Annotated in this window: 22 protein-coding genes; 6 read left to right on the top strand and 16 right to left on the bottom strand. The window is 68.2% G+C overall.

Features of this window, described 5'->3' with window-relative positions:
- Positions 1–207: 207 nt before the first annotated feature.
- Positions 208–3,747: an ABC transporter ATP-binding protein gene (locus MMB92_RS00110; protein WP_277562443.1), complete on the bottom strand. Its 3,540-nt coding sequence runs from the start codon at positions 3,745–3,747 to the stop codon at positions 208–210.
- Positions 3,748–3,866: 119 nt separating this feature from the next.
- On the opposite strand from MMB92_RS00110, the gene MMB92_RS00105 reads away from it, so the two are divergent.
- Positions 3,867–4,814 (top strand): LysR family transcriptional regulator, encoded by a 948-nt coding sequence (locus MMB92_RS00105; RefSeq protein WP_006486231.1) that lies wholly within the window; start codon positions 3,867–3,869, stop codon positions 4,812–4,814.
- Between the two features lie 42 nt (positions 4,815–4,856).
- Here MMB92_RS00105 and MMB92_RS00100 read toward each other — a convergent pair whose 3' ends face one another.
- Positions 4,857–5,228: an MAPEG family protein gene (locus MMB92_RS00100; RefSeq protein ID WP_006495095.1), complete on the bottom strand. Its 372-nt coding sequence runs from the start codon at positions 5,226–5,228 to the stop codon at positions 4,857–4,859.
- Positions 5,229–5,529: 301 nt separating this feature from the next.
- Here MMB92_RS00100 and alr point away from each other — a divergent pair, with 301 nt between their 5' ends.
- Positions 5,530–6,651: an alanine racemase gene (gene alr / locus MMB92_RS00095; RefSeq protein WP_111441412.1), complete on the top strand. Its 1,122-nt coding sequence runs from the start codon at positions 5,530–5,532 to the stop codon at positions 6,649–6,651.
- Between the two features lie 204 nt (positions 6,652–6,855).
- Here alr and MMB92_RS00090 read toward each other — a convergent pair whose 3' ends face one another.
- Together MMB92_RS00090 and MMB92_RS00085 are read right to left on the bottom strand one after the other, a co-directional pair.
- A complete protein-coding gene (locus MMB92_RS00090; protein ID WP_059723151.1) occupies positions 6,856–7,650 on the bottom strand; it encodes an enoyl-CoA hydratase in 795 nt (264 codons plus the stop codon).
- 184 nt (positions 7,651–7,834) lie between these two features.
- Positions 7,835–9,268 carry an MFS transporter gene (locus MMB92_RS00085; RefSeq protein ID WP_277562442.1) on the bottom strand — a complete coding sequence of 478 codons (1,434 nt, stop codon included), beginning with the start codon at positions 9,266–9,268 and terminating at the stop codon, positions 7,835–7,837.
- 137 nt (positions 9,269–9,405) lie between these two features.
- On the opposite strand from MMB92_RS00085, the gene MMB92_RS00080 reads away from it, so the two are divergent.
- The gene (locus MMB92_RS00080; RefSeq protein WP_006491368.1) at positions 9,406–10,296 is read left to right on the top strand and encodes a LysR family transcriptional regulator; all 891 of its coding nucleotides are present in this window, start codon (positions 9,406–9,408) and stop codon (positions 10,294–10,296) included.
- Positions 10,297–10,326: 30 nt separating this feature from the next.
- Here MMB92_RS00080 and MMB92_RS00075 read toward each other — a convergent pair whose 3' ends face one another.
- The 8 genes from MMB92_RS00075 to vapB form a co-directional block, all read right to left on the bottom strand.
- Positions 10,327–10,785 (bottom strand): DUF3592 domain-containing protein, encoded by a 459-nt coding sequence (locus MMB92_RS00075; protein ID WP_034202500.1) that lies wholly within the window; start codon positions 10,783–10,785, stop codon positions 10,327–10,329.
- 145 nt (positions 10,786–10,930) lie between these two features.
- The gene (locus MMB92_RS00070) at positions 10,931–11,296 is read right to left on the bottom strand and encodes a response regulator (protein ID WP_006486240.1); all 366 of its coding nucleotides are present in this window, start codon (positions 11,294–11,296) and stop codon (positions 10,931–10,933) included.
- A gap of 29 nt (positions 11,297–11,325) precedes the next feature.
- The gene (locus MMB92_RS00065) at positions 11,326–12,285 is read right to left on the bottom strand and encodes a chemotaxis protein CheX (RefSeq protein ID WP_006486236.1); all 960 of its coding nucleotides are present in this window, start codon (positions 12,283–12,285) and stop codon (positions 11,326–11,328) included.
- Positions 12,286–12,307: 22 nt separating this feature from the next.
- Complete coding sequence (locus MMB92_RS00060) at positions 12,308–12,889, bottom strand: hypothetical protein (protein WP_006486232.1); 582 nt, start codon at positions 12,887–12,889, stop codon at positions 12,308–12,310.
- The gene (locus tag MMB92_RS00055; RefSeq protein ID WP_058903588.1) at positions 12,886–13,614 is read right to left on the bottom strand and encodes a methyl-accepting chemotaxis protein; all 729 of its coding nucleotides are present in this window, start codon (positions 13,612–13,614) and stop codon (positions 12,886–12,888) included. The genes MMB92_RS00060 and MMB92_RS00055 overlap by 4 nt, the downstream gene beginning before the upstream one ends.
- 22 nt (positions 13,615–13,636) lie before the next feature.
- On the bottom strand, positions 13,637–16,012 hold the full coding sequence (locus MMB92_RS00050) for an MCP four helix bundle domain-containing protein (RefSeq protein WP_277562441.1): 2,376 nt from the start codon (positions 16,010–16,012) through the stop codon (positions 13,637–13,639).
- A 400-nt stretch (positions 16,013–16,412) separates the two neighbouring features.
- Entirely contained in the window at positions 16,413–16,820 is a 408-nt protein-coding gene (locus MMB92_RS00045; protein ID WP_062885461.1) for a type II toxin-antitoxin system VapC family toxin, read from the bottom strand.
- Positions 16,817–17,059, bottom strand: a complete 243-nt coding sequence (gene vapB / locus MMB92_RS00040; RefSeq protein ID WP_006491146.1) for a type II toxin-antitoxin system VapB family antitoxin — start codon at positions 17,057–17,059, stop codon at positions 16,817–16,819. The genes MMB92_RS00045 and vapB overlap by 4 nt, the downstream gene beginning before the upstream one ends.
- 258 nt (positions 17,060–17,317) lie before the next feature.
- On the opposite strand from vapB, the gene MMB92_RS00035 reads away from it, so the two are divergent.
- Positions 17,318–18,001: a phospholipase gene (locus MMB92_RS00035; protein WP_080331177.1), complete on the top strand. Its 684-nt coding sequence runs from the start codon at positions 17,318–17,320 to the stop codon at positions 17,999–18,001.
- A gap of 73 nt (positions 18,002–18,074) precedes the next feature.
- Here MMB92_RS00035 and MMB92_RS00030 read toward each other — a convergent pair whose 3' ends face one another.
- Together MMB92_RS00030 and aspA are read right to left on the bottom strand one after the other, a co-directional pair.
- Positions 18,075–19,580, bottom strand: coding sequence for an amino acid permease (locus tag MMB92_RS00030; protein WP_006491141.1), 1,506 nt, complete (start codon positions 19,578–19,580; stop codon positions 18,075–18,077).
- 77 nt (positions 19,581–19,657) lie between these two features.
- A complete protein-coding gene (gene aspA, locus MMB92_RS00025) occupies positions 19,658–21,064 on the bottom strand; it encodes an aspartate ammonia-lyase (protein WP_277562440.1) in 1,407 nt (468 codons plus the stop codon).
- 141 nt (positions 21,065–21,205) lie between these two features.
- On the opposite strand from aspA, the gene MMB92_RS00020 reads away from it, so the two are divergent.
- A complete protein-coding gene (locus MMB92_RS00020) occupies positions 21,206–22,180 on the top strand; it encodes a LysR family transcriptional regulator (protein ID WP_034202506.1) in 975 nt (324 codons plus the stop codon).
- A gap of 57 nt (positions 22,181–22,237) precedes the next feature.
- Here the strand turns inward: MMB92_RS00020 and MMB92_RS00015 are convergent, their stop codons facing one another.
- Positions 22,238–23,299 (bottom strand): asparaginase, encoded by a 1,062-nt coding sequence (locus MMB92_RS00015; RefSeq protein ID WP_006495109.1) that lies wholly within the window; start codon positions 23,297–23,299, stop codon positions 22,238–22,240.
- 325 nt (positions 23,300–23,624) lie between these two features.
- Between MMB92_RS00015 and MMB92_RS00010 the strand changes: the two genes are divergently transcribed.
- Positions 23,625–25,844 (top strand): TonB-dependent siderophore receptor, encoded by a 2,220-nt coding sequence (locus MMB92_RS00010; protein WP_277562439.1) that lies wholly within the window; start codon positions 23,625–23,627, stop codon positions 25,842–25,844.
- 45 nt (positions 25,845–25,889) lie between these two features.
- Here the strand turns inward: MMB92_RS00010 and MMB92_RS00005 are convergent.
- Positions 25,890–26,662 (bottom strand): aldehyde dehydrogenase family protein (locus MMB92_RS00005; protein ID WP_277562438.1); only part of this gene is annotated, 773 nt, incomplete at its 5' end.

Raw genomic sequence — 26,662 nt, 5'->3', positions numbered from 1 at the left:
GATAGATCGGAGGAAAACGGGAGGACGGCGGTGCAGAACGCCCCGCCGGATCGCGCCGCGCCGAGGGGCGGCGGCACGGGGAGAGAAGATGGGTGCGCCGTGCCGCGCTGGCCGTGCGCGCCGAGCCGGCAACCGCCGGCTCGGCTCAATGCGGGTGGCGAAACGCCCGGGCAATGGCCAACGGGCAACGCGCCGATGCCGCGCCGCTCACGCCGCGACCCCGCTCGCCTGATGCGATACGAGCCGCGCATACGCGCCCTGCCGCGCGATCAGTTCCGCGTGGCGCCCGGCCTCGATCACGGCGCCCTGCTCCATCACGAGGATCAGGTCGGCATTGCGCACGGTCGACAGGCGGTGCGCGATGATGATCGACGTGCGCTGCGTCATCAGGTCCTCCAGCGCCGCGCGGATCTGCTGCTCGCTGATCGTGTCCAGGTGCGACGTCGCCTCGTCGAGGATCAGCACCGGCGCATCCTTCAGGAACGCGCGCGCGATCGCCACACGCTGGCGCTGGCCGCCCGACAATTGCACGCCGCGCTCGCCGACGCGCGTCGCGAGCCCGTCCGGCAGCCGCGCGACGAAGTCGCCGAGCGCCGCGTGGTCGATCGCGCGCCGCACGTCCGCGTCGGACGCATCGTTCGCGGCGAGCCGGATGTTCGCTTCGAGCGTGTCGTTGAACAGGTAGGTATCCTGCGCGACGAGCGCGATGTGCTGCCGCAGGTCGTCGAGCCGCAGGTCGCGCAGGTCGACGCCGCCGAGCGTCACGCGGCCCTGCTGCGGGTCCCAGAAACGCAGCAGCAGGCTCGCGACCGTCGACTTGCCGGCGCCCGACGCGCCGACCAGCGCGACCGTGCTGCCGGGCGGCACCTCGAAGCTCACGCGGTCGATCGCGGGCACGCCGCGCCCCGGATACGTGAACGACACGGCCTCGAACCGCACCGCCGGATCGCCGGGCATCGCGTGCGCGCCGTCGGTCACCGTCACGGGCTCCTTCTCCAGCGCGCGCAAGCGGCGCGTCGACGCGATCGTGTCGGCCAGCTGGCGCGCGACCTGGCCGATTTCGGCGACCGGCATGAACGCGGCCACCGCGACCAGCACCAGCAGCGGCAACGACTCGCGCGGGAACCCGCCGCGGGCGCACAACCATGCGCCGAGCGCCGCGACCGCCAGCCCGCCGAGCCCGCTCGCGACTTCCAGCGCGGCGCTTTGCGTCGACAGATCGTCGAGCAGCTTCGCGCGCTGCCGGCGGTACGCATCGACCTCGGCCACGAACGCCGCGCGCCGGCGCCCGATCGCCTGGAACGCGGTCAGTTCCGCGAGCCCCTGGATCGTTTCGGTCAGGTGCGCGCCAAGCTGGCCGAGCGCTTCGCGCGCGCCGGTGCCGAGCCGGTCGACGTCGCGCCGGGCCAGCACGGGCGCGAGCCCGGCCCACTGCAGGAACGGCAGCAGCACGAGCGCGAGCGGCCACGCGACCGACGCGAGCAACACCAGCACGCCGGCCGGCACGAGCACCGCGACGAATGCCGGCGCCAGCGTGTGTGCGTAAAAGTATTCGACGGTCTCGACGTCCTGCGTCGCGAGCGACACGAGATCGCCGGAACGGCGGCGCAGCAGCCCGGCCGGCGCGAGCCGTTCGAGCGTCGCGAACAGCGCGATGCGCATTTCCGCGAGCAGCCGGTACGCCATGTCGTGCGCGAGCCACGATTCGAGCCAGTGCAGCACGGCCGCGACCGGCGCGATCACGAGCAGCGCGGCCACCAGCCCCGTGCCGACCTGGCCGGTCGGCACCGCGCCGACCACCCGCGCGCCGAGCACGCCGACGCCGATGAACGCGAGCACGCGGCCGATCCCGAACAGCACGGTCAGCACCACCTTGCCTTTCCATGGACGCACGAAGCGCAGCAGCGTCCGCACCGTTTCCGGCCAGCCGATCGTCGCCGCGTCGTCGTTCAGCGGCCGCACCTGCGGGCCCGACGACGCACGCGCGGTCGCGCCGGCCGCCGCCGTCGTGCCGACGGATTCGGCGACCGCTTCCAGTTGCGGCCCCATCAGCCGGCGATACGGGCCGTCGCGTGCGATCAGCGCCGCATGCGTTCCTTCGTCGACGACCTGCCCCTGGTCGAGCACCAGGATGCGATCGGCGCCGATCACGCTGGACAGCCGGTGCGCGAGCACGAGCGTCGTCCGTCCGCGCGTGAGCCGGTCGAGCGCCTGCTGGATCAGCGCTTCGTTTTCCGCATCGACCGACGACAGCGCCTCGTCGAGCAGCAGGATCGGCGCATCGCGCAGCAGCGCGCGGGCGATCGCGATGCGCTGGCGCTGGCCACCCGACAGCATGAGCCCGCGTTCGCCGATGCGCGTCGCGTAGCCGTCGGGCAGCGCCGAGATGAAATCGTGCGCGTTGGCGGCGCGCGCGGCCGCGATCATGTCGGCATCGCTCGCATCCGGGCGGCCGAGCCGCAGGTTGTCGGCAACGCTGCCGTCGAACAGCGTCGCATCCTGCGCGACGACCGCGATCATGTCGCGCACCTGGTCGGCAGCGAGGGTCCGCACGTCGTGGCCGCCGATCCGGACCGCGCCGCCCTGCGCGTCGTGCTGGCGCAGCAGCAGGCGCACGATGGTCGACTTGCCGGCCCCGCTCGGCCCGACGATCGCGACCGTCTCGCCTTCGCGTACCGAGAAACTCAGCGCCGCATGGGCATCCGCGCGGCGCCCCGGATACGCGAAGCGCACGTCGTCGAACGCGATCTCCGGCCGCAGGCCCGCCACGCGCGGTGCGTCGGCGGCCGGCGCCTGACTGCCCGCGTCGAGCAGCGCATGGATCGCATGCGCCGCCGACTGGCCGATCATCCCCTGATGCAGCACCGCGCGCAGGTCGCGCAGCGGCCGGAAGATCTCGCTGCCGGCCATCAGCACGATCAGCAGCGCCTCGAGGCTCATGTCGCCGTGCCGCACGCGCCACGCCCCCACCGCGATCGCCGCGGCCGCGCCGAGGCCGGTGCCGAGATCCGTGAAGAACCGCGTCAGCAAGCCGAGCGCGAGCACCCAGAACGTGCTGTCCGACAGCGCGCGCGCCTTCGCGGCCAGCTTCGCGCCGAACGCGCTGCTCTGCCCGAACGCCTTCAGCGTCGGCAGGCCCTGCACCGCGTCGAGAAACTCCTCGCCGAACGCCTTGAACGCGGCCGAACGGGCGAGCGCCGCGCGCTGGTCCGCGCGATGCACGAGCTGCGGCAGCGCGAGCGTGACGAGCGCCGCGACCAGCAGGATCGCGGCCGTCGGCACGTCCCACCACGCGAGCATCGCGAAGATCATGATCGGCGCGCATGCGGCGATCACGAGCTGCGGCAGGTAGACGCCGAAGAAGGTCTGCAGCTGCTCGACGCCGTCGACGACGGCCAGCATCACGCCGCCCGTGCGTTCGCCGCTGAACCATGCGGGGCCGAGCGCGGCGATCCGGTCGAACAGCCGCGCGCGCAGCGTGGCCTGCACCCGGCCGGCCGTGTGCTGCGCAAGCACCGTGCGGCGATGATCGAGCCATGCACGCAGCAGCACGCAGGCCGCCGTTGCCACGACGGCTTCGCCGATGCCGCGCGCCGGCGCGCCGGAGAAAACCAGCGCCAGCACGCGGCCGAGAAACACGAAGCGGAGGATGCCGACACCCATCGCGAGCAGCCCGAGCGCGACGGCCGCCGCCACCCGCCAGCGCAGTCCCGTCATCATTGCCCATAGTCGTCGGTCGAAATACATGCAGCCCTCCGGTCGGTGTTTCGTTGCGTTTTTCTGGACCGGATCGAGGCTACCCGCACGGCCCGCGCGCGGCAAAAGATGATTTTTCAACGGGTGTTGAGTCAACTACAATACCCCGCATGTCGCACCTTCCTCCCCTCAGCGCACTGCGTGCTTTCGAGGCGGCCGTCCGCCTCGGCGGGTTCGCGCGCGCGGCGGCCGAGCTGAACGTGTCGACCAGCGCGGTCAGCCACCAGATCCGTTCGCTCGAGGAATCGCTGGGCGCCAGGCTGCTCGAACGCAGCACGGGGCTCGGCGGCATCAGCCTCACGCCGGCCGGCACGCGCCTGCTGCCGGCCGTCAGCGATGCGCTGTCGCGTCTGACCGACGCATGCGCCGAGATTCGCGGCACCGCGCAACGGCTCACCGTGTCCGCCAACGCGCCGTTTTCGTCGATGTGGCTCGCGCGCCGTCTCGCGGAATTCTCGTCGCTTCATCCCGACACCCCGCTGCATGCGGTCGTGCTCGACGACGAGCCGGATTTCGCGCGCAGCGGCGTCGACCTGGCGATCGTGCACGTACCGGCGCACCGGCTGCGGGCCGACGACGACGTGCTGATGCGGGAAACCGTGTTTCCGGTCTGCAGTCCCGAACTGTTTCCGTACGCCTCGGGGTACGTGTGCCGCTCGCGGCTGCTGCAGGAAATGCACGAGGACAGCCCCGAAATCGACTGGCGCAACTGGGCGGTGCACTTCGGCTTGCCAGACGACTTCGAGACGAAGATCGTCCGTTACAGCAGTTTCAGCCAGGTGATCGGCGCGGCCGTGGGCGGCGCGGGCATCGCGCTCGGGCGCGTACCGCTGATCGAGCCCGAACTGCGCAGCGGGCGCCTGGTGCCGCTGGTGCCGGGCCTCTCGCGCGATGCGTCGTGGCGCTTCGTGCTGCGCCGCCATCCGTCGACGCGACACCGGCTGCTCGATCCGTTGATCGCGTTCCTGCGCAACGAAGCGGACGCGCCGCCGTTCGTCTCGAAGAAGGTTGCCCCCGCATCCAACGACAGTCACGCACGGGGCGCGGGCGGCGCCTGACGCGCCGGCTCGCGAAGCCGGCCCGCGTTGCCGGCGAACCGCTTACGGCGTCGCGAAGAACAGCGCGACGACGCACGCCATCCCGCCGAACCACACGAGCGAGCGCAGCGACGCCCAGTTCAGCAGGTACATCAGCGCATAGACGACGCGGATCGCGACGAACGCCATCGCGAGCTGGTCGACGCGATGCACGTTCGCGCCGTTGTGCCACGCCACCACCAGCGCGGCCGTGAACAGCGCGAGCGCTTCCCACGAATTCTGATGCGTGGCCTGGGCGCGGGCACGCCAGCCTTCGAGCTTCGCCAGGTACTCGCGCGGCGCGCGGTTGTCGTAACCCTTGCGGGCCTTGGCGAGAAACGTCATCGGGAACGGCAACAGCGCCACGATGAACAGGCACAGCTGGGACGTCGTCATCAAAGTCTCCTCCGTTATGATTACATTGATCAATGACAAGATCGCCGAGAGCTTAGCATTGCGGCATGCCGTTCGCGCACCGGTTTTCTAGACGGGAGACTCGGCCGGGCAAGCCGCGGGAGACGGCGTGCGGCCCGCTGCGGCGCCAAAATTTCCACCAAATCGTCGACAAATACGTTAATTAAAACTGGTCGAACACCAATAAGATAGCGTTCAACACTGGCTTGGCGCGATCGCGCCAGCCCACCGTTTCACGCCGCGCCAACCGCGCACCGAACGACATCCGACCCGAGCCCTTGCCATGCCCCGTCCCATCGTCGCCCATATCCGCCCCGGCGCCGTCCGCCACAACCTCGACTTCATCCGCCGCACCGTCGCGCCATCGCGCGTGTGGGCCGTGATCAAGGCCAATGCGTACGGCCACGGCATCGAACGGATCTATCCGGGCCTCGCGGCCGCCGACGGCATCGCGCTGCTCGATCTCGACGAAGCCGTGCGCGTACGCGAGCTCGGCTGGGACAAGCCCGTGCTGCTGCTCGAAGGCGTCTTCGAACCGGCCGACGTCGAACTCGCCGATCGCTACCGGCTGACGGTCGCCGTGCACTGCGACGAGCAGCTCGACCTGCTGATCGCCGCGAAGCCGAAGCAGCCGATCGACATCCAGCTCAAGATGAATTCCGGCATGAACCGGCTCGGCTATCGGCCGGCCGCGTTCCGCGCCGCGTGGGAACGCGCGGCGAGTGCGCCGTCGATCGGCAAGATCACGTTGATGATGCATTTCGCGAACGCCGACGAAGGCGAAGTCGACTGGCAGTTGGAGCAGTTCGACGCGACCACGGCCGGGATTCCGGGCGAGCGCTCGGTGTCGAATTCGGCGGCCGTGCTGTGGCATCCGCGCGCGCATCGCGACTGGGTGCGGCCCGGCACGATCCTGTACGGCGCGTCGCCGACGGGTGCTGCGCGGCATATCGCCGACACGCCGCTGGTGGCCGCGATGACGCTGACCAGCAAGATCATCGGCGTGCAGACGCTCGCGCCGGAAGAGACCGTCGGCTACGGCCGCCGCTTCACGGCCGACCGGCCGATGCGGATCGGCGTCGTCGCGTGCGGCTACGCGGACGGCTATCCGCGCCACGCGCCGACCGGCACGCCGATCGCGGTGGACGGCGTGATGACGCGCGTCGTCGGCCGCGTGTCGATGGACATGCTGACCGTCGACCTGACGCCTTGCCCGAACGCGGGCATCGGCTCGAGCGTCGAGCTGTGGGGCGACCAGGTGAAGGTGGACGACGTCGCGGAAGCCAGCGGCACGATCGGCTACGAGCTGATGTGCGCGCTCGCGCGCCGCGTGCCGGTCGTGATCGTGCCGCCCGGCGCATCGACCGTGCAAGCGCCGCTGCGGACGGGGAGTTACGGACGCTGACCGGCGCCGGTACTACAGTGCTGCGGTGCTGCGGTACGTGACCACGTCGCCGCGCATGCCGTGCTTCTTGCTGGCGGGCCGCCTCGGGCAGGCCGTCAGCTCTGCGGCGAACCGCTTACGCAGACCGACGACGACACGGTCCGCCGTTGCGCGTTGCACAACGACGGACGCCGACGCGTTCTCTTATTCGCCTCCGTCAACGCATCACGAACGCCACGTCGGCTTCCGCTTCTCGAGGAACGCGTCGATCCCCTCGCCCGCATCCTCTTCCATCATGTTGCGCGCCATCACGTCGCCCGCATACGCATACGCTTCGTCGAGCGGCAACTCGCGCTGACGATAGAACATCTGCTTGCCATAACGCACCGCGGCCGGGCTCTTCGCGACGATCTCCGCGACCTTGCGCGCGACGGCTGCATCGAGTGCATCCTCGGGCACGGCTTCGTTGACGAGCCCCCACGCGGCGGCCGTCGCCGCATCGACGAAGCGCCCGGTCATCAGCATGTCGAAGGCGCGCTTGGCCGCGACGTTGCGGCTCAGCGCGACGGCCGGCGTCGAGCAGAACAGCCCGACGTTGATGCCCGACACCGCGAAGCGCGCGGTATCGGCCGCGACCGCGAGGTCGCACGCGGCGACGAGCTGGCAGCCGGCCGCCGTCGCGATGCCGTGCACGCGTGCGATCACCGGCACCGGCAACGCGCGCATCGCGAGCATCACGCGGCTGCACTGCGCGAACAGCGTGCGGTAGTAGTCGAGTTCGGGCTTGCCGCGCATCTGCCGCAAGTCGTGGCCGGCGCAGAACGCCTTGCCTTCGGCGGCCAGCACGACGCAGCGCACGTGCGGATCGGCCGCCAGCGTATCGAACGCATCGTGCAGGGCCGACAGCATCGCTTCGGACAACGCGTTGAACTGCTGCGGGCGATTCAGCCGCAGCGTGACGACGCCGTCGTGCGCGTCGCGCAGCAGGATCGGCTCGGCGGTCTGTTGATCGGGTTCCATGGGGCTCCGCTGGACGGGGGTCGACAGGTTGCGCGGCGAGGCGGGCGAGTGGTCATCGCGCCCGCTCGCTCGCGGCATATCCCGGAAATGGTCCTCCACATTGCGCACCGCGTCCAGCCGCGTCGCCGCATGCGCGTGCGCGGCGGCCTGCCGGCCACTACGCCACACCCTTGCCGCTCGTGCGTCAACGGCGCGGCTGCGGCTGCGCGGCTTCCACGCGGCCTGCCGTCCTCGCCGCCAGCGCGGCTATCGCATAGGCGACGCATCCGAGCGCCGCGACCGCCCACAGCGCATCGGTCGGATCCGGCAACAGGATCGTCGCGGCGCCTGCGACGGCCACGCCGAGCAGGCTGCCGGCCTGCCGCGCCGCGTTGAGGAACCCGGATGCCACGCCCGCCGCGTCGGCAGGCACCTGTTCGAGCACCGTCGCGATCATCGGCGCCACCGACAGCGCGGTTCCGGTGCCAAATGCGACCATGGCCGTCCAGACCACCGGCCACGGCGCACGCAGCGCGAGCGCAAGCGCGATCGCCGGGACGGCCAGCGCCGCCATCGCGAGGCCGTTTGCCATCAGCCTGACCGGACGCACCCGGCCGTGCAGTTTTCCCGACAGCAGATTGCCGAGCGACAGGCTCAGCGCGAACGGCAACAGCGTCAGCCCCGTCTGCCGCGCACTCATGCCGAAGCGCCCGTGCAGGTACAGGCTCAGCACGAACAGCAGCCCGAAGTAGCCGACATAGACGAGGCTGCCCATCAGGTTCATCGCGACGAAGACGCGATTGCGAAACCACGCGAGCGGCACCATCGGATGGCGGGTACGCCGCTCGATGACGACCAGCACCGCGGCGGCGAGCGCGGCGACCAGCAGCGCGCACCGGACCTCCGTGGCGCCGACGCCGCGCGTCGGCAGTTCGATCACCGCGAAACACAGCGCACCGAGCGCCGTCGCGCCGACGCACTGGCCCGCCCAGTCGAACGGGCGCACGTCCCGCGCGGCCGACGCCCGAACGAGCGCCGCCGCGCCGGCAAAGGCGACCGCGCCGGTGGGCACGTTGATCAGGAACGCGCTGCGCCAACCGAAATCGTCGACCAGGATTCCGCCGAGTACCGGCCCCACGGCGACCGCGACCGACGCGATGCCGGCCCACACCGCGATCGCCCGCGCGCGCTCGGCCGGCACGTCGAAGGTGCTGCGCACGATCGCGAGCGACGCGGGCAGGAAGAGCGCGGCGCCCATGCCCTGCCCGAAACGGGCGACCACGAGGATCGTCACCGACGACGCGCCCCCGCACGCCGCCGACGCGGCGACGAACAGCGCCAGCCCGGCCAGATACACGTGCTTCGCGCCGAACCGGTCGGACAGCGCGCCGCCCGCGAGGATCAGCGCGGCGAAGCTGAGCGTGTACGCGTCGACGATCCACGCGAGTTCCGCGACCGTCGCGCCGAGGCTCGTGCGCATCGCCGGCAGCGCCACGTTGACGATCGTCGAATCGAGCACCGCCATGAACATGCCGACCGCGACGAGCGCCAGCGTCAGGCGCTGCTCGCGCGCCGTCGGGTGGTTCGGTGTCGCCACCGAGACGGGTGCGGGGACGGAAACGGAATGGCAGTCGGACATGACACCTCCAGGCAGATGCCGGGAGTCTAGGACCGGCCGCGCGATGCGGAAAAGTGATAATTTCGCATTTACCTGATGCAGATCTGCATCACCGATTCCCGCCCGTCGCCACCAGCCCGATGACACAATCGATCCGCATGAACTGGGACAACGCCCGCTTCTTCCTCGCGCTGGCGCGCACCGGCACGCTGCGCGGCGCCGCGGCACAGCTGAACGTCGACCAGGCGACGGTCGGGCGCCGGATCGCCGCGCTCGAGGACGAACTGTCGGCCCGGCTGTTTCTCCGCACACCGACCCTCTATGTGCTGACGACCGCGGGCGAAGCGCTGCTCGAACCGGCCGAAACGATGGAACGCGCATCGCTGACGATCGAGCGCCGGGTAATGGGGCTCGACGAGCAACTGGCCGGGTCGGTGCGCATCGCCACGACCGACACGCTCGGCAAGCGCTTCGTCGTTCCGGCGATCGCCCGCGTGCGGCGCAAGCATGCCGGCATCGACGTGGTATGCGTGACGTCGGCGCAAATCACCAACCTCACGCGCCGCGAGGCGGATCTCGCGATTCGCACGTTGCGGCCGGAATCGCCGGACCTGATCGTCAGGCGGCTCGGTCATCTCGAAACGGGCATCTACGCATCGCGCCGCTACCTGGCCGAACGCGGCGAGCCGGTCGCCGGCAGCGCGTTCGACGGGCATGATCTGGTGATGTACCAGCAACCGGTGGTGCCGACGATGTGGGACGCGCTGTGCGGCGAACCGACTTCGCGCGGCCGCGTGATGTTCCAGACGTCGTCGACGATGATGCTGGTGGAGGCCACGCTCGCGGGGCTCGGCATCGCGGAGCTGCCGTGCTTCCGCGCCGACACCGAGCCGGAACTGGTGCGCCTCATGCCGCAGCGATGCAATCATTTCGACGTGTGGCTCGTCGCCCACACCGATCTCTACAAGACCGCGCGCGTGCAGGCGGTGATCGAAGCGGTCGTCGACGAATTCGCGACGGCGGCGAGCGCGACGACCGCTGCCCGATAACGCGGGTTTCAGGCTTTTCAGGCTTTCGCGTCAGCGCACCGGGGGGTGTCTCCGGCTACGCGAGGCACGCACGCCCGACCACACCTGACCGACGCCGACGGCGAAAAAAACCATACCCATCGCGCCGATGGTCAGCACGGTGCCCCAGATCGCGCCGAACGTGTTCATCCGCGCGGTCGTCCTCGGCGCGTCCGGCGCATAGCGCACTTCGACCGTCGCGCCGTCCTCGACGCTGACTTCGCCGCCTTGCGCATAGTCGACCTGCTCACCCGCGAGCGTCGTGAACGTGATCTCCGGATGATGCGGACCTGCGTTCAGCTTGACCACGCGCCCTGGCACGACGACCGACGTTCGCAGGAATTCGCGTGTCGACTGCGCGTACAACGCAGTGCCGATCAGCATGCACGTGCCCACGATGGTAAAAACGATGCCCTTCGCGATCCGCCACTCGATGTGCTGCGCAGCGGGTCGCCCGATTTCAGTTGCCATCTGCTTCGTTCCGCTCCTGATGTTCGTCAATGCCGGGCATGCGGCGCATGATGCGCCGCCACGCCGCCCTCGGCATCCGGCAGGATACGGACATCCCGGCACGCTGTAAATTGCGTACGCAAGCCCGCGCCGGGCCGCTCGCGCGTCAGCCCGCGAGCTTCTTCAGCGCGTCGAGCACCGCATCGCCCTTGAACGGCTTCACGATCCAGCCCTTCACGCCGGCGGCCTTGCCGCGCTCCTTCATCGCCGGGCTGCTTTCGGTCGTCAGCATCACGACGTTGACCGCCGTGTTCGCCAGTTCGCCGCGAATCTTCTCGACCATCGTCAGGCCGTCCATGTTCGGCATGTTCACGTCGCTGATCACGAGGCGCACGCCGGGCGTCGCCTTGAGCTTCGCGAGCCCGTCCTTGCCGTCGACGGCCGTCGCGACGTCGAGCCCGTGATTGCGCAGGAAGCCGGCCACTTCGTCGCGCACCGTGCCCGAATCGTCGACCACCAGAATCTTTGCCATGTCGTATTCCCCTTTCGTTGTTGCTGACTTCAAAACAGTTCGAGTTCGCCCGATTCGACCATCGGCCCGACGTCCTGCACCGATTCGCGGAAATCTTCCGGCGACCAGCTGAGGCTGAACACGAAACGCTGGTCGAGACGGACCGAACGCCCCGATGCCGGATCGGTCATCCGGTACTTGAAACAGAGCTGCGGGCAGTCGCCGCCGAACGAGATGAACTTCTGCTTGTGATTGACGACGAGCGGCACCTGCACCGGATGGCGCGCCAGCGCCTCGGCGTCGCCGAGATAGCGGTTCTTGAACGCGCCCCACACGAGGTTGGTCAGTTCGCCGAGCACGCTGTTCACGTCGCGGAAATCCGGCGCGCGGCCGCCGTCGCGCGTGCCGCCGAGCATGTCGAGCAGCGGCTGCTCGCTCGTCTGCAGCAGCATGTAGCCGCGGCACCACGCGCTTTCGAGCGCGATCAGGCTGAACACCTCGCCGAAGATGATCTGGTCGCGCACGATGCACGGCGTGTCGTGCTCGATCGTCATGCCCGGGAACAGGCTGTCGAGGCGCGCCTCGGTGATCTCCGAGATGCCGCGCACCAGCGCGTTCGGGTAGTCGCGGCCGAACAGGTATTCGTCGATCGCGCGCTCGAGCGGCGTCATGTCGTCGGCGACGTAGGCCGCGCATGCGACGCGCGCCAGCGCATCGGGCAGCCCGTCGCGCGACGCGAGCGATTCGCGGCGCAGGATGATCGGCAGCTCGGGCCGCAGCGCGTCGATCTGCGTCGCGATGATCGCGCTCTCGACCGGCGAGCCGCCGTAATCCTCGGCCAGCAGGATCGCGCCGAGATCGATGTTCGAGCGCAGCACCTTCAGCAGCCGGCTGCGCCGCACGGTCAGGCCGACCAGGTTGTGCTCGTCGCAGAAACGCTTGATCGCGTCGGCGTGCACGCGGCTGTCGTCGAGCACGAGCACCTTGCTGACGGGTTGGTCTTCGGTCATCTCACGGGTTCCTGATGGTCGGTCAGAACAGTTCGAGCTCGCCGCCGGTTTCCACCGTGGCCGTTTCCGGCACATGGAAATCGACCGGCGCGTTCGCGCACACGCACAGCGTCGCGCCGACCCGCACGTCGCCGTCGAGCGTCAGGTCGTACGCAGCCACGTAATCGGGCGCGAGCGCACGCATGTAGTCGATGCTCGCGCCGCTCAGCAGGTAAGGCGTCGACATCCCGAGATCGGGAAACGGCGCGGTCAGCGCCTGGTTGATCGCGCCGCAACACAGGTTCGCGACCTCCATGAACGCTTCGGTCAACGGCCGCTGGCTGCTCGTGCCCGCCGTCGTGCCGGCGAAATGGCGGCGCGTCGCGTCGTCGTCGCTGAAGCGCAGCGCGAGCAGCAGGCGGAAATGCAGCGCCGAGATCGTCAGCACGGCCACGTGTTCGGGCACCTTCGGCTTCGATCGCGATTTCGCGAGCACGCGATCGGGCGCGTCGGGGTCGTGACCGGCGGCCGGCCGGATCTCGCACGCGCCGCCGGCCGCGAGCCGCGTGCGCGCGGCATCGAAAAAGATCCGTTCGAAACCGGCCCTCGCCTGCGCACTGATCACGCGGCTTCCCCTTCGATTCGCGCGTGCAGTTGCCCGGCCAGCGTCTCGACGGTCGCGAGCGCGGCCGTGATCATCTTGCCGCCGGCCTGGATGTCCTGGAACGTCGCGGCCGTCACGAGATCGTTGCGGTTCAGGCTGTCGCGATAGCTGTTCGACAGTTGCTGCGAGCGCGCGGCCAGCCCGCGCACCTCGCTCGCGACGATCGAGAAGCCGCGCCCGGCCGTGCCCGCGCGCGCGGCCTCGATCGACGCGTTCAGCGACACGATCGATACGTGCGCGACGATCGCGGACAGTTCCTGGTTCTTCGTGCGCATGTCCTGGTTCTGCGTGGTCAGCGAGATCATCTGCTCGTGCCAGCGCTCGAACGTGCCGGCGAGCCCGCGCAGGCGCGCGGCTTCGTCGGCGATCTTCAGCGCGTGCTGCGCGAGCGCCGCGCGGTCGGCCGACAGCGCCTGCAACGCGTCGCGCTGCGCGCCGTTCGCGGCGGTCTCGCGCATCAGCGCCTCCGCCAGTTGCGCCTCGCGTTGCGCCCATGCGTCGGCGGCGTCCGCATGCGCCGACGCCGCTTCATCGGCGCGTGCGCCGGCTGCATCGAGCGCGTCGCGCAACGCATCGGCCTCGCGCGTGAGCGCCGCGACGAGCCGCCTGCGCGTCACGCGCAACACGACCGCCGCCGCCACCGCGACGACCACGCCGCCCGCCAGCGCGGCGGCCACCTGAATCATCCACGCCTGCTCGATCACGCCGTCACTCCGCTGCGCCGATATCCGCGATGCGCGCCCGCTGCGCGTGCGCGGCACCGTCCGCCGCGAAGCGCGCCGGCAGCGACACGATCGTCTCGAACGCGCGATACGGCGCGCCGACGCGATCGTCGGTGAAGCGCAGCGCGATATCGCCGCCGTCGCGCTTCAGGAAATTGCGCACCGCGTCCATGCCGACGCCGCGCCCCGATACTTCGGTCACCGTCTGCGCGGTCGAGAAGCCCGGCCGGAAGATCAGCTCGGCGACCTCCTCGTCGGACAGCGCCGCTTCGCTGTCGGCATCGATCCAGCCGCGCTCGCGCGCGATGCCGCGAATCCGGTCGAGCGCGAGGCCGCGGCCGTCGTCGCCGAGCACGAACCACAGCTCGCCGCCGCCCACGCCGACCGCGATGTCGATCGTGCCGGACGCCGCCTTGCCGGCCGCGCGCCGCTCGTCGGACGATTCGATCCCGTGGTCGATCGCATTGCGCAGCAGGTGCATGAACACGTTCTTCAGCGTCGCGACGATCTCGCTGCGCACGCGCTGGCCGTGACTGTCGATATGCACGACGGGCGCCGGCTTGCCGAGCTCGGCCGCAAGCGACGGCAGCGACTCGATCACGCCGCCGAGCGCGTCGCCGATCCCTTGCGTGCCGAGCTGGCTCAGCATGCGCCGCACCGCATCGCGCGCCGCGTGCCAGTCGGACGCGTTCGCCGGATCGGCGCCGTCGAGCACGCGCAGGCTCTCGCTGATGTGCGCGCGCTCGACCATCAGGTAGTCCGCGCCATGCTGCGCCGGCTCGCCGCTGCGGCCGAGCGTGACCGCGTTGATCGTCGCGTAGTGGTCGACGGCTTCACGTACGCGCGCCAGATCCTCCATCAGCGCGTCGCGGTTCCACTCGGGGCCGCTGTCCGCGCGGCGCAGCGATTCGTACGCCTGCTCCGCTTCGTGGACGATGTTCGTCAGATGCTGCAGGCTGTACGTGCGCGCATTGCCCTTGATCGTGTGCATGTTGCGGAACAGCGCGGCGACGATCGAGTGATCGGCGCGCTCGTGCTGGCGGATCATCCGCTCGTTCTCGCTGAGGAAGCCCTTCGCGCTGTGCACGAAGTCGTGGAACTTGTCCTGGCTGATCGACAGGATCTCGCCGATCATCTCCAGGCGGCGCTGCTGCTCGCCGGCCTGCGCGGTCAGCTCGCGGATCTCGGTCACGTCGCGCACGCACAGCATCAGGCGCACGACTGTGTCGGTCTCGTCGGTGATCGCCGACCAGCTCAGGTCGAGCCACTTCTCGCGGCTGTCCGGCATCCGCTTCGCGACCTCGTTGACGAGCAGGTGCTCGTTGAACGCGAAGTTCATGCTGTCTTCGCCAAGGCATGCGTGCACGGCCGCGTCGACCTGCGAGCGCGCGTCGGCGCCGATCGCCGAATCGTCGAACACGAGCGCCATCAGGTCGCGGCCGGCGATGTCGTTCGTCTCGAAGATGGTTTCGAGGTACGCCGAATACTCCGCATGCACGACGCCGCCTTCGACGACGGTCAGGATGCCCTGCTGCATGTTCTGCAGCATCGCCTGGATGTCGGCCGTCTTCTGCTTCAGTTGCGCGGCGTTCTCCTGGATCTTCTCGATCATCCCGTTGAACGCGACGATCGAGTGGCCGATTTCGTCCATCCGGCCCACCGGCACGCGGCGCGTGAAATCCTGGCTCGTCGCGATCTCGCTCATCGCCGTCTGCATCCCGATCAACGGGCGCGTGATCTGGCGATACAGCACGAAGCCGAGCGCGGTCAGCAGCACGATCACCGTGCCGGCGACGCCCGCGATCGCGGTCGCCGTGGTCGCGAGCATCCCGTTCAGCGCGCCGATCGCGTCGTCCTTCTGGCGGTTCTTCTCGACGCGCAGCGTGTCGACGATGCTTTCGAGCTCATCGCGATACTGCGCGACGTTCGCGAACAGGTAGGCCTGCGCCATCTCGGCCTTGCCGTCCGTCTTCATCTTCACGGTGTCGTCGATCGCCGCGAAATAGTTCGTGGCGCTGTCCTTCGCCTGCGCGACGAGCCCTTCCTGCGCGCGGCCGACCGCCGATTTCGCCTGCGCGTCGAGTGCGGCGCGCAGCGCGGCCTGCTTCGCCTTCAGCTCGTCGCGCGCCTGGGCGGCGGTGTTCGCGTCGGGCGCGTAGACGAGCGTCATCGTCGCGATCTGGATGTTCTTCACATCGGCGACGAGATCCGCCGACGCGAGCGCGCTCGGCACGATTCCCTGGGTGACCTGACGCACCTCGGATGCGCTCTTGCGCGTCTGGTACACGGCATAAGCGCCGATCGCGGACAGCGCGAAGAACGTCAGGACGACTAGCAGCGTAATGCGATGACGGATGGTCATGAGTACAGCTCCCCGCAGCGATCCGGGTTCGATCGCCCTCTGGTCTATTGAAAGAATGTGAGCGCCGAATTATCGGGGATGGTGTATGACTGTCCGATGACCGAAAATCAATCGGTCATTGAGAAAAATGAAATGAATAATTGCGCGGGGAAAAGCCTAAAGTTTTTGGTCGGCTTGCCGTTAACTTTCCGACGCCATACCCCGTATGGATGCGGTGTTCGACGAATCACACGAATAGCGGATATTCATTGTTTTATTCATGCTCCGCAAAATCCGTTCTATTGAATGCCGGCAAAACGTTTGCGTATTATCGGCGAGTCGTTTTTCCTGGCATCTTTTTATGCTCGACGCGGGGTTTGTCGGGCAGGTTCGTTAATGTCGATCTTGCATGACCTACCGTTCAGTCTGCCCTCGGTTCGGCTAGCCAGTCTTCGAATTGCAGCCGCGGAACGCGCTCGAATTCGCGAACGTTGTGCGTGACCAGCACCAGTTGCCGCGCGCGCGCCTGCCCTGCGATCAATGCATCGTATGGACCGATCGGCGTGCCGGCCGCGATCAGGTGCGCACGAATTTCACCCGCATGCTGTGCATCCTCGGTGTCGAACGATACGACCTCGAACTGCAGCGCGTCGACACGCGCGACGTTCGCAGCCGCTCGCTGGCTCTTGTACGCGCCGTAGTAAAGCTCGTGCGCGACGATCGCGGGGATCCCGAAATCGGCCGGGTGCCAGGCATGCAAACGGGCCAGTATCGCCGGCTCGCCTTTGAGAATGGCGATCACCGCGTTGGTATCCAGGAGGAACTTCATTCGAACACGTCCAGGCCCGAGCGCTCCTGAGCGGACGGCTGTGTGGTCGCGGCAGCCTCGAAATCGGCGTCCACTGGACCGATCAGCGGTGCCAGCCAAGCCCAGTCTTGCGGCATCGGCTCGAGAATGACGGCCGCCCCGTGGCGGCGGATGCGAACCTCGGCCGTATCGAAGCGGAAATCCTTCGGCAGCCGGACAGCCTGCGAGCCACCATGCTTGAAGAGCTTTGCAGTATCCATCGCTCCATCCTCACGTATCTACGGAATGTATCTATTTTATCAACTGTACGTGAGAATGACGAGTCCTCCAATCGGACTGTCGTCGGCGCATATCCAGGCCGTCCGGCCATGCCTGGCCGCGTGATATCGCGATCCGTTCCCGCAACGAACGGCGCCCCGATTCATTCCGGCGAGGAAACAATCAATCCCGCCCCGGCGATTCCCCTCCCGATCCGCCCGCTCTAGACTGTCGCATCGATCCCTTTCCGGACCCACGCGATGACCGACGCCCTGCCGCTGACCACCGATCCCGAATCCGGCCTGCAGTACCGTTTGCGCCCGGCCGCTGGCCGCCCCGCCGCGCGCCTGTTGCTGCTGCACGGCGTCGGCGGCAACGAAACCAACCTGCTGAACGTGGCCGACGTGATCGATCCGCGCATCGAAATCGCGTTCCTGCGCGGCCCGCTCACGTTCGGGCCCAGTCAGCATGCGTGGTTTCCGGTGCGTTTCGGCCCGAACGGCCCTGAAATCGATGCCGCGCGCGCGGACGAGAGCCGCGTGCAACTGGTCACGCTGCTGCACGCCTTCCGCGCACAGGATGGCGCGGCGCCCGCGTTGCCGACCGTGATCGCCGGCTTCAGCCAGGGCGGCATCATGAGCGCGAGCGTCGGCCTCACGTCGCCAGGCGACGTGAGCGCGTTCGCCGTGCTGTGCGGGCGCATCCTGCCGGAAATCGATCCGCTGATCGCGCCGCGCGACGCGCTGCGCCCGCTTCACGCGCTGATCGTGCATGGCCGCTTCGACGACAAGCTGCCCGTCTCGTGGGCAGACAAGGCCGACGCGAAACTCGCGGCGCTCGGCGTCGCGCACGACACGCGGCTGTATGCGGCCGGGCACGAGCTGACCGCGGAGATGGCCGGCGATTTCGGCCGATGGGTCGGCGAGCGCACCGGGTTGAACTGACTCGAACCCGACGCACCGGGGGCGCCCGCCCGCGAACGGACCGGCGCCCCCGGTGCATGACATCACGCGCGCGTCACGCGTTCCGCGCAGGATCCGCAACGGCACGCACGGATGCCGGCATCGCCGCCGCCCGCTCGCGCTCGGCGCCACGTTTCGCCAGCTTCCAGCCGATCACCAGCGCGAGCACGACGACGGGAATCGTCGCGATGGTCCACGTGCCGCCCGGATAGTCGAACGCCATCAGCACCAGCACGCCGACGAGGAAAGCGAGCGTGAGCCACGACGTGAACGGCGCACCCGGCATCCGGAACGACACGGCTTTCATCTCGCCGCGATCGACCGCGCGGCGGAACAGGATCTGGCACATCACGATGAAGCCCCACGTCGTGATGATCCCGAGCGACGCCATGTTCAGCACGATCTCGAACGCCTGGGCCGGCACGATGTAGTTCAGCGGCACGCCGATCGCGTTGATCGCCACCGTGATCAGGATCCCGCCGTACGGCACGCCGCGCGCGTTCATCCGCGACACGAAACGCGGCGCCGAGCCGCCCATCGCGAGCGAGCGCAGCACGCGGCCCGTCGAATAGAGGCCGGAATTCAGGCTCGACAGCGCGGCCGTCAGCACCACGACGTTCATCACCGTGCCGACGTACGGCACGCCGAGCTTGCTGAAGAACGTGACGAACGGGCTTTCGTGCGCGCTGTACGCGGTCCACGGCAGCAGCATCGTCAGCAGCACGACCGAGCCGACATAGAACAGCGCGATGCGCCACATCACGCTGTTGATCGCCTTCGGCAGCACCTTGCGCGCATCGGCCGTCTCGCCCGCGGCGACGCCGACGAGCTCGATGCTCGCGTATGCGAACACGACACCCTGCACGATCAGCACGGCCGGCAGGATCCCGTGCGGGAAGATCCCGCCGTGATCCGCGATGACATGCAGCCCCGGCATCTGCCCCGCCACCGGATGGCCGCTCGCGAGAAACACCGCGCCGACCGCGAGAAACACCGCGAGCGTGCCGACCTTGACGAGCGAGAACCAGAACTCCATCTCGCCGAACACCTTCACGCCGATCATGTTCATCACCGACACGATCCCGAGCGCGCCGAGCGCGAACACCCATTGCGGCACGTCGGTGAAGACGGCCCAGTACTTCATGTAGATCGCGACCGCGGTGATGTCGACGATGCCGGTCGTCGCCCAGTTCAGGTAGTACATCCAGCCCGCGACGAACGACGCCCGCTCGCCCATGAACTCCCGTGCGTACGACACGAAGCTGCCGCTGGTCGGCCGGTGCATCACCAGCTCGCCGAGCGCACGCATGATCAGGAACGCGAACACGCCGCACACGAGATAGACGAGCGCGAGCGCGGGCCCCGCGCTTTGCAGGCGCCCGCCCGCGCCGAGAAAGAGGCCGGTGCCGATCGCACCGCCCATCGCGATCATCTGCACGTGCCGCGGCTTCAACTGCTTCGCATAGCCGGCTTCGTGCGACGCGAACATCGCATCGGGATCGGCATGAGCGGCATCCGCGCCGCCGGCCGGGCCGGCCGGGCGTTCGCTGGTGTGTTTCATCGTGAGTCTCCGTCGTTTGTTGATGTGTCGCGCCCCGCTTCAGGGGCGCTTTCGGTACGGTCGCGAACCGGCCGGCGTTAGCACGCCCGCGGCCGGATCAGCGCTTCCGGTTGCAGCGCTTCGTCGAGTTGCGCAGCGGTCATCAGCTCGCGGGCTAGCACGACCTCGCGGATCGATTTGCCGGTCGCATGCGCTTCGGCGGCCACGGTGGTCGCGCGCTTGTAGCCGATGTACGGATTCAGCGCGGTCGCGAGCGCGACCGAGCGCTCCATCGTTTCGCGCAGCCGCTCGGGGTTCGCGGTGATGCCGCTCACGCATCGCTGCGCGAGCGTCGTGCAGGCGGCCGTCAGGTGGCTGAAGCTGCGGAACAGCGCGCTCGCGATCACCGGTTCGAACGCGTTGAGCTGAAGCTGGCCGGCCTCGGCCGCGAAGGTGATGGTCAGGTCGTTGCCGAACACCTCGAACGCGACCTGGTTGACGACTTCCGGGATCACCGGATTCACCTTGCCGGGCATGATCGACGAACCGGCCTGCACCGGCGGCAGGTTGATCTCGCCGAAGCCCGCGCGCGGGCCGCTCGACAGCAGCCGCAGGTCGTTGCAGATCTTCGACAGCTTGACGGCGATCCGCTTGAGCACGCCCGACACCTGGACGAACGCGCCGCAATCCTGCGTCGCCTCGATCAGGTTCGGCGCGGTGCTCAGGTCGAGCCCGGTGATGCGCCGCAGCGCGGCCAGCGCCTTCTCCGCGTACTCCGGATGCGCGGTGATGCCCGTGCCGATCGCGGTCGCGCCGAGGTTGATCTCGCGAATCAGCCAGCCGGCCTCCTGCAGCCGCGCGATGTCCTCCGTCAGCATCACCGCGTAGGTCGAGAACTCCTGGCCGAGCGTCATCGGCACCGCGTCCTGCAACTGCGTGCGGCCGAGCTTCAGCAAGCCGGCGAACGCGTCGGCGCGCTCCGCGAACGCATCGCGCAGCCGCGCCATCGCTTCGAGCAGATGCTCGACCGCGAAGCACGTCGCGATCCGGATCGCGGTCGGATAGACGTCGTTGGTGCTCTGCGCGAGATTGACGTGTTCGTTCGGATGCAGGTATTCGTACTGCCCGCGCGCGTGCCCCATGATTTCGAGCGCGCGGTTGCAGATCACCTCGTTCGCGTTCATGTTGGTCGACGTGCCGGCGCCGCCCTGGATCACGTCGACGACGAACTGGTCGTGCAGCCGCCCTTCGCGGATCTCGACGCACGCGGCGGCGATCGCATCGCGGTACGGCCGCGGCAGCAGCCCGAGTTCGCAGTTGGCGTCGGCCGCCGCTTCCTTCACGGCCGCGAGCGCCATCACGAGGTACGGCAGCGACGCAATGGTGCGGCCCGAAATGTCGAAATTCTCTTTCGCGCGCAGCGTGTGGACGCCGTAGTAGGCGGCATCCGGAATACTTCGTTTCCCTAAAAGATCCGCTTCGACGCGGAAGCCGTTTTCTGCCATCGTGCCCTCCTGAATGTCTCGTGCCGCTCGTCGTGCGCCGCTTCCCGACGCGACGGGTTCGCATTCTATGCCTTTGCAAAAACAACCTCGCTTCTGTATTATCGAAAGCGGTTTTGCGTGGGACGCAACAGCGAGAATCGAATGAAAACAGGCGCGAGGGAAACCGGCATCGATCACCTGGGCGCGATGCGCGCGTTCGTGCGCGTGGTCGAAACGGGGAGTTTTTCGGCGGTCGCGAAGGAGATGCACGTGTCGACGTCGACCGTCGCGCGCAAGGTGACGGCGATCGAGGAAGCGCTCGGCGTCGCGCTGCTGCACCGCTCGACGCACAGCGTGACGCTCACCGAGGCCGGCCACATCTACCTGGAGCGCGCGGTCACGCTGATCGCCGATCTCGACGACACGCTGCGCGTCGTCGCCGAGCTGAATGCGCGGCCGAGCGGCCCGCTGAAGCTCACCGCGCCGGTCGCGTTCGGGCGGCGTCATCTGGCGCCGCTGATCGCGCCGTTCCTGGCGCGCTATCCGACCATCCAGCTCGACGTGCGGCTCACCGACAACCACAACGACCTCGTGGCCGGCGGCTTCGACCTCGACATCCACGAAGGCGAGAACTACCTGGATAACCTCGTCGTCCACCGGTTGTCGCGCAACGACAGCATCCTGTGCGCGACGCCCGGCTACCTCGACCGCTGCGGGCGGCCGGCGACGCCGGACGACCTCAAGCATCACAACTGCCTGCGCTACGTGCACCCGGAAGGCGATCCGCGCTGGGATCTCGTGAGCGGCGACGCGCACCACAGCGTGCTGCCGGCCGGCAATCTCGTCACCGACCATTCGGAATTGCTGCTGGATGCGACCTGCGCGGGGCTCGGCATCGCGGAATTCGAGATCTGGCTGGTGCGCGACCTGCTCGCGAGCGGCCAGCTCGAAGCCGTGCTGCCGCGCTACCGGCTGCAGAACCGGCTGACCGGCGAATTCATCTACATCGCGTATCTGGCGAACCGGCGCAGCTCGGCGAAGCTGCGCGTGCTGAAGGATTTTCTCGCGGAACATCTCGCGCAGATCGGCGAGCTGTCGGAGCGGGAACTGGCGAAGATTCGCGACCTACGCGCATAGTGCGCGCCGACGCGCGGCCCGGATCACAGGCCGGCGGCATCGGCTCGGTAACGGCGTTCAGGCCGCCTGCAATTCGAACGGGAACGTCGCGTGCCCGAACTCGACGCCCTGCGTGTTGAGCATCCGCGGCCGGTGGAAGCCGGCCAGTTGCGCGCGCTGCTCGGCGGTGCCGATCCGCAGCCGCTCGAGGATTTCGCTGACGACCATATACAGCACGTCGAGATTGCCGTCCTCGATCTTCACCGAAATGCCGAGCGCGCCGTCCGCACCGAGTTCCCGCGTGCGTTCCGACGCACGCACGCCGATCCCGTAGCATGCATCCGCGCCGAGCTTGCCGACCACCTGCCCGCCGAACGCGTTCATCAGCACCGTGCAATAGCGCCCTTCGCCCGCCACCAGTTCCGGATACGCGGTCATCGAACGATGAATGCGCGCCAGCGCGCGAACGCGATCGGTAACCGCGCCGCCGGCTTCCACCGCGTCCGCACCGTCGGCCAGCGACGCATAAAGGCGCGCGAGGCGATCCAGCGAGAACGCCGGCGTCGGCAGGTTGCAGCCATCGATCGCCCAGTCGACCTCGTCGTCGCGCAAGCCGCACGCATCGGCCACCACGTGCTTCACGCGCACCTGCATCGGATGGTCGGGCAGATGGTAATCGGCGATCGCCGCGCCGATCGCCTGCGCGCCGGCCAGCATCCCGACATGCTTGCCGGAACAGTTGCTGCACACGCCGGTCGGCGTGTAGTCGCGCTTGATCCACGACCGGTACACCGCGTCGGACAGCGGCGGATGGCCGCCGCAGCGCAAATCCGCTTCGTGCGCGGCGACCTTCTCGAGCATCGCGCGCGTGCGCGCGATGTGACGGTCCTCGCTGCTGTGCGACGCACACATCAGCGCGATGTCCGCGTCGTCGAAGCCGAAGCGTTCCGGCGCGCCCGTCTCGATCACCGACAGCGCCTGGGCCGGCTTGGCCGCCGACCGCGCGAGCGTGATCCGGAACGGATCGCCGAACCGGGACAGCAGCCTGCCGCGTGCATCGACGACCGCCACATGGGCGACGTACGTGTTCTCGATCGCATTGCCGCGGTATGTGACGACTGCTGCGCGTGGGGTGTCCATCGTGTCCTGTCTCCTTGCCTGGGGGCCTGACTGCCGGGGCCCCTCAACCGGTACGGCAGTGTAGCGAGTCGCCGCCGCCGCGCGGCGGCCCTGTCATGGAAAGCGGTGTTGCACGCGACGCAAAGGCGATCGCGCCCCCACGAACGCCCGACTGAATGAGTACAAAAACCATTCAATCGTTTACAGATTTGACACTAATCCGTAGAATTGCGACCGAAAACGCGAATCATACGCATTTACATTGACGTTTTCCGATGTTTCGGGCACGCCCCGCTGGCATCGAGAAAAACGCGTCCGATCACCGAACCTTCCGCTGCTTCCCGATATGCCCGCCCAGTTCAAGACGAGGCCTCGCACCCTCGTATCGGCACTGACCTGCTCCGTGTTCCTGACGCCGCTGCTCGCCTCCGCCGAAACCGCTCCCGCTTCCGCTCCTGCCGCCGACGTCCCGGCGACGCTGCCGACGATTGCCGTGCAGTCGTCCGCGCTGTCGGACATGCAGGTGAAACGCTCGCCGTCGTACAAGTTCACCGCGCCGCTGCTCGATACGCCGCGCTCGGTCACGGTGATCCCCGAGCAGTTGATCAAGGAGAAGAACGTCACGTCCTTCGCGGACGCGCTGCGCTCGGTGCCGGGCATCACGTTCCTCGGCGGCGATGCGGCGGCGAACCCGTCGGCCGACCGTCCGGTGATCCGCGGCTTCGAATCGCGCAACTCGATCTTCGTCGACGGCATGCGCGACTCCGGCCTGCAGAATCGCGAGACGTTCGCGGTCGAGCAGATCAGCGTGATCAAGGGCCCCGATTCGGTCTACGCGGGCCGCGGCTCGGTGGGCGGCAGCATCGACATCGTCACGAAGACGCCGCAGAACGACAACTTCATCAACAGCAGCATCGGCTTCGGCACCGACGGCTACAAGCGCGCGACGGTCGACGCGAACCGCAAGATCAACGACACGACGGCCGTGCGCCTGAACGTGATGGGCCACGACGCGAACCAGGCCGGCCGCAACGACGTGTACAACAAGCGCTGGGGCGTCGCGCCGTCGATCGTGTTCGGGCTGAACACGCCGACCACGGTCACGGTCAGCTACTACCACATGAACTCCTACGACATGCCGGACTTCAGCGTGCCGTTCCGCGCATCGGGCGGCACGCCGGTGCCGACCGATCGCGGGCAGTTCTTCGGGCTCAACACGCGCGACTACCGTTACGGGCAGACCGATACCGGCGAAATTCGCGTCGAGCACAAGCTCAATGACACGTGGAAGCTGAAGAACACGACGATGTTCGGCCGCTCGACGCTCGATTACGTGGCGACGAATCCGCAGATCCTCGCGTCGAACCCGAACATGCTCGGGCTGCAGGCGAAGAGCGGCAAGTACGCGCTGAACGGTTTCTCGAACCAGACCGAAGTGACGGGCAGCGCGAGCCTGTTCGGGATGAAGCACACGATGACGGCCGGCGTCGAGTTCAGCCACGAGCAGGCACGTTACGAGGGCTATCTCGTGTCGGATTCGGCCGGCAACAACATCCGCTCGAACAGCCCGTGCGCGATGGTCGGCAACTGCACGCCGCTCGCCGGCGGCTGGAACCCGAACATGCCGTGGACCGGCAGCATCGTACTGAACGGCGACAAGGGCTTCCCCGGCGCGACGACGAACACGCGCACCGATACGGTCTCCGCGTACATCTTCGACACGGTGAAGCTGTCCGAGCGCTGGCAGTTCAACACGGGGCTGCGCTTCGACCGCTACGACACGACCGGCAAGCAGGCCGGCGTCGCCGACCTGTCGAACACGTCGAACCTGTTCAGCTACCAGTTCGGCCTCGTGTTCAAGCCGGTGACCAACGTGAGCCTGTACGCGTCGTACGGCACGTCGTCGAACCCGCCGGGCTCGAACGGCGGCCTCGGCGGCGGCACCGACCAGATCACCGCGACCAACCAGGATCTCGCGCCCGAACGCGCGCGCAACATCGAGATCGGTGCGAAGTGGGACGTGCTGCAGGATCAGCTGTCGCTGACGTCCGCGCTGTTCCAGACCGAAAAGACCAACGCGCGCGTCAGCGACGGCCTCGGTCACACGGTCAACGCGGGCAAGCAGCGCGTGCGCGGTTTCGAATTCGGCTTCGCGGGCAACCTGACGCAGAAGTGGCACGTGTTCGGCGGCTATTCGTACCTGAACGCGATCACGACCGACGCGGGCCCCGGCAGCCCGGGCGCATCGGGCCTGCCGATGGTGATGGTGCCGAAGCACAACTTCACGCTGTGGACCAGCTACGACGTGATGCCGAAGCTCACGCTCGGCGCGGGTGCGACGGTGATGAGCAAGACCTATGCATCGGTATCGCCGACCGTGAAGAAGTGGACGCCCGGCTATGCACGCTTCGACGCGGCCGCGACGTGGCGCGTGAACAAGACGATGGACGTTCAACTGAACGTGCAGAACCTGTTCGACAAGCAGTATTACGCGAGCGCGTATCCGATCTACGCGACGTGGGCGCCGGGCCGTTCGGCGATGGTCACGCTCAACTTCTATCAGTAACGCCGCCGGCGACGGGAGGGCGCGCCGCGCCCTTCCCCGCCGCGTTCACCACGGCAGCGAATACGTCTTCACGTTCGTGAAGCTCTTCATCGCCTCCTGCACGCCCTCCTTGTAGCCGAGCCCCGAATCCTTCACGCCGCCGAACGGCGTCAGTTCGAGCCGATAGCCGGGCACTTCGCGCACGTTCACGCTGCCGACTTCCAGCTCGGTGATGAAGCGCGTGATGTGGTCGAAGCGGTTCGTGCACACCGACGACGACAGCGCGTAGTCGGTGCTGTTCGACATCCGGATCGCCTCGTCGATATCGCGAAAGCGCATGATCGGCGACACCGGCCCGAAGGTTTCATGCTTGACCAGCGGCATGTCGGGCGTCACGCGATCGACGACGGTCGGCGAATACAGCGCGCCGTCGCGCACGTTGCCGACCAGCAGCCGCGCGCCGCGCGCGATCGCGTCGTTGACTTGCTGCTCGCAGAACTTCGCCGCCGCTTCGTCGATCACCGTGCCCATGTCGACCGACGGATCGGACGGGTTGCCGTACGACCAGGCGCGCGTCTTCTCGACGACGAGCGCCGTGAAGCGATCGGCCACCGCCTCGTGCACGAGCATCCGCTTGATCGCCGTGCAGCGCTGCCCCGAATTCTTGTACGAGCCCGACACCGCGAGCGTGCTCGCTTCGTCGAGATCGGCGTCTTCCATCACGATGATCGGATCGTTGCCGCCGAGTTCGAGCACCGCGCGCCGGTAGCCCATCCGCGCGGCGATCGACTTGCCGATCGACACGCCGCCGGTGAACGTGATCAGGTCGATCGCCGGGT

This window comes from Burkholderia sp. IO2 (assembly GCF_029522185.1).
Taxonomy (GTDB): domain Bacteria; phylum Pseudomonadota; class Gammaproteobacteria; order Burkholderiales; family Burkholderiaceae; genus Burkholderia; species Burkholderia cenocepacia.
Note: the sequence above shows the minus strand (reverse complement) of the source record. Positions and strands in the feature narration are given on the sequence as shown.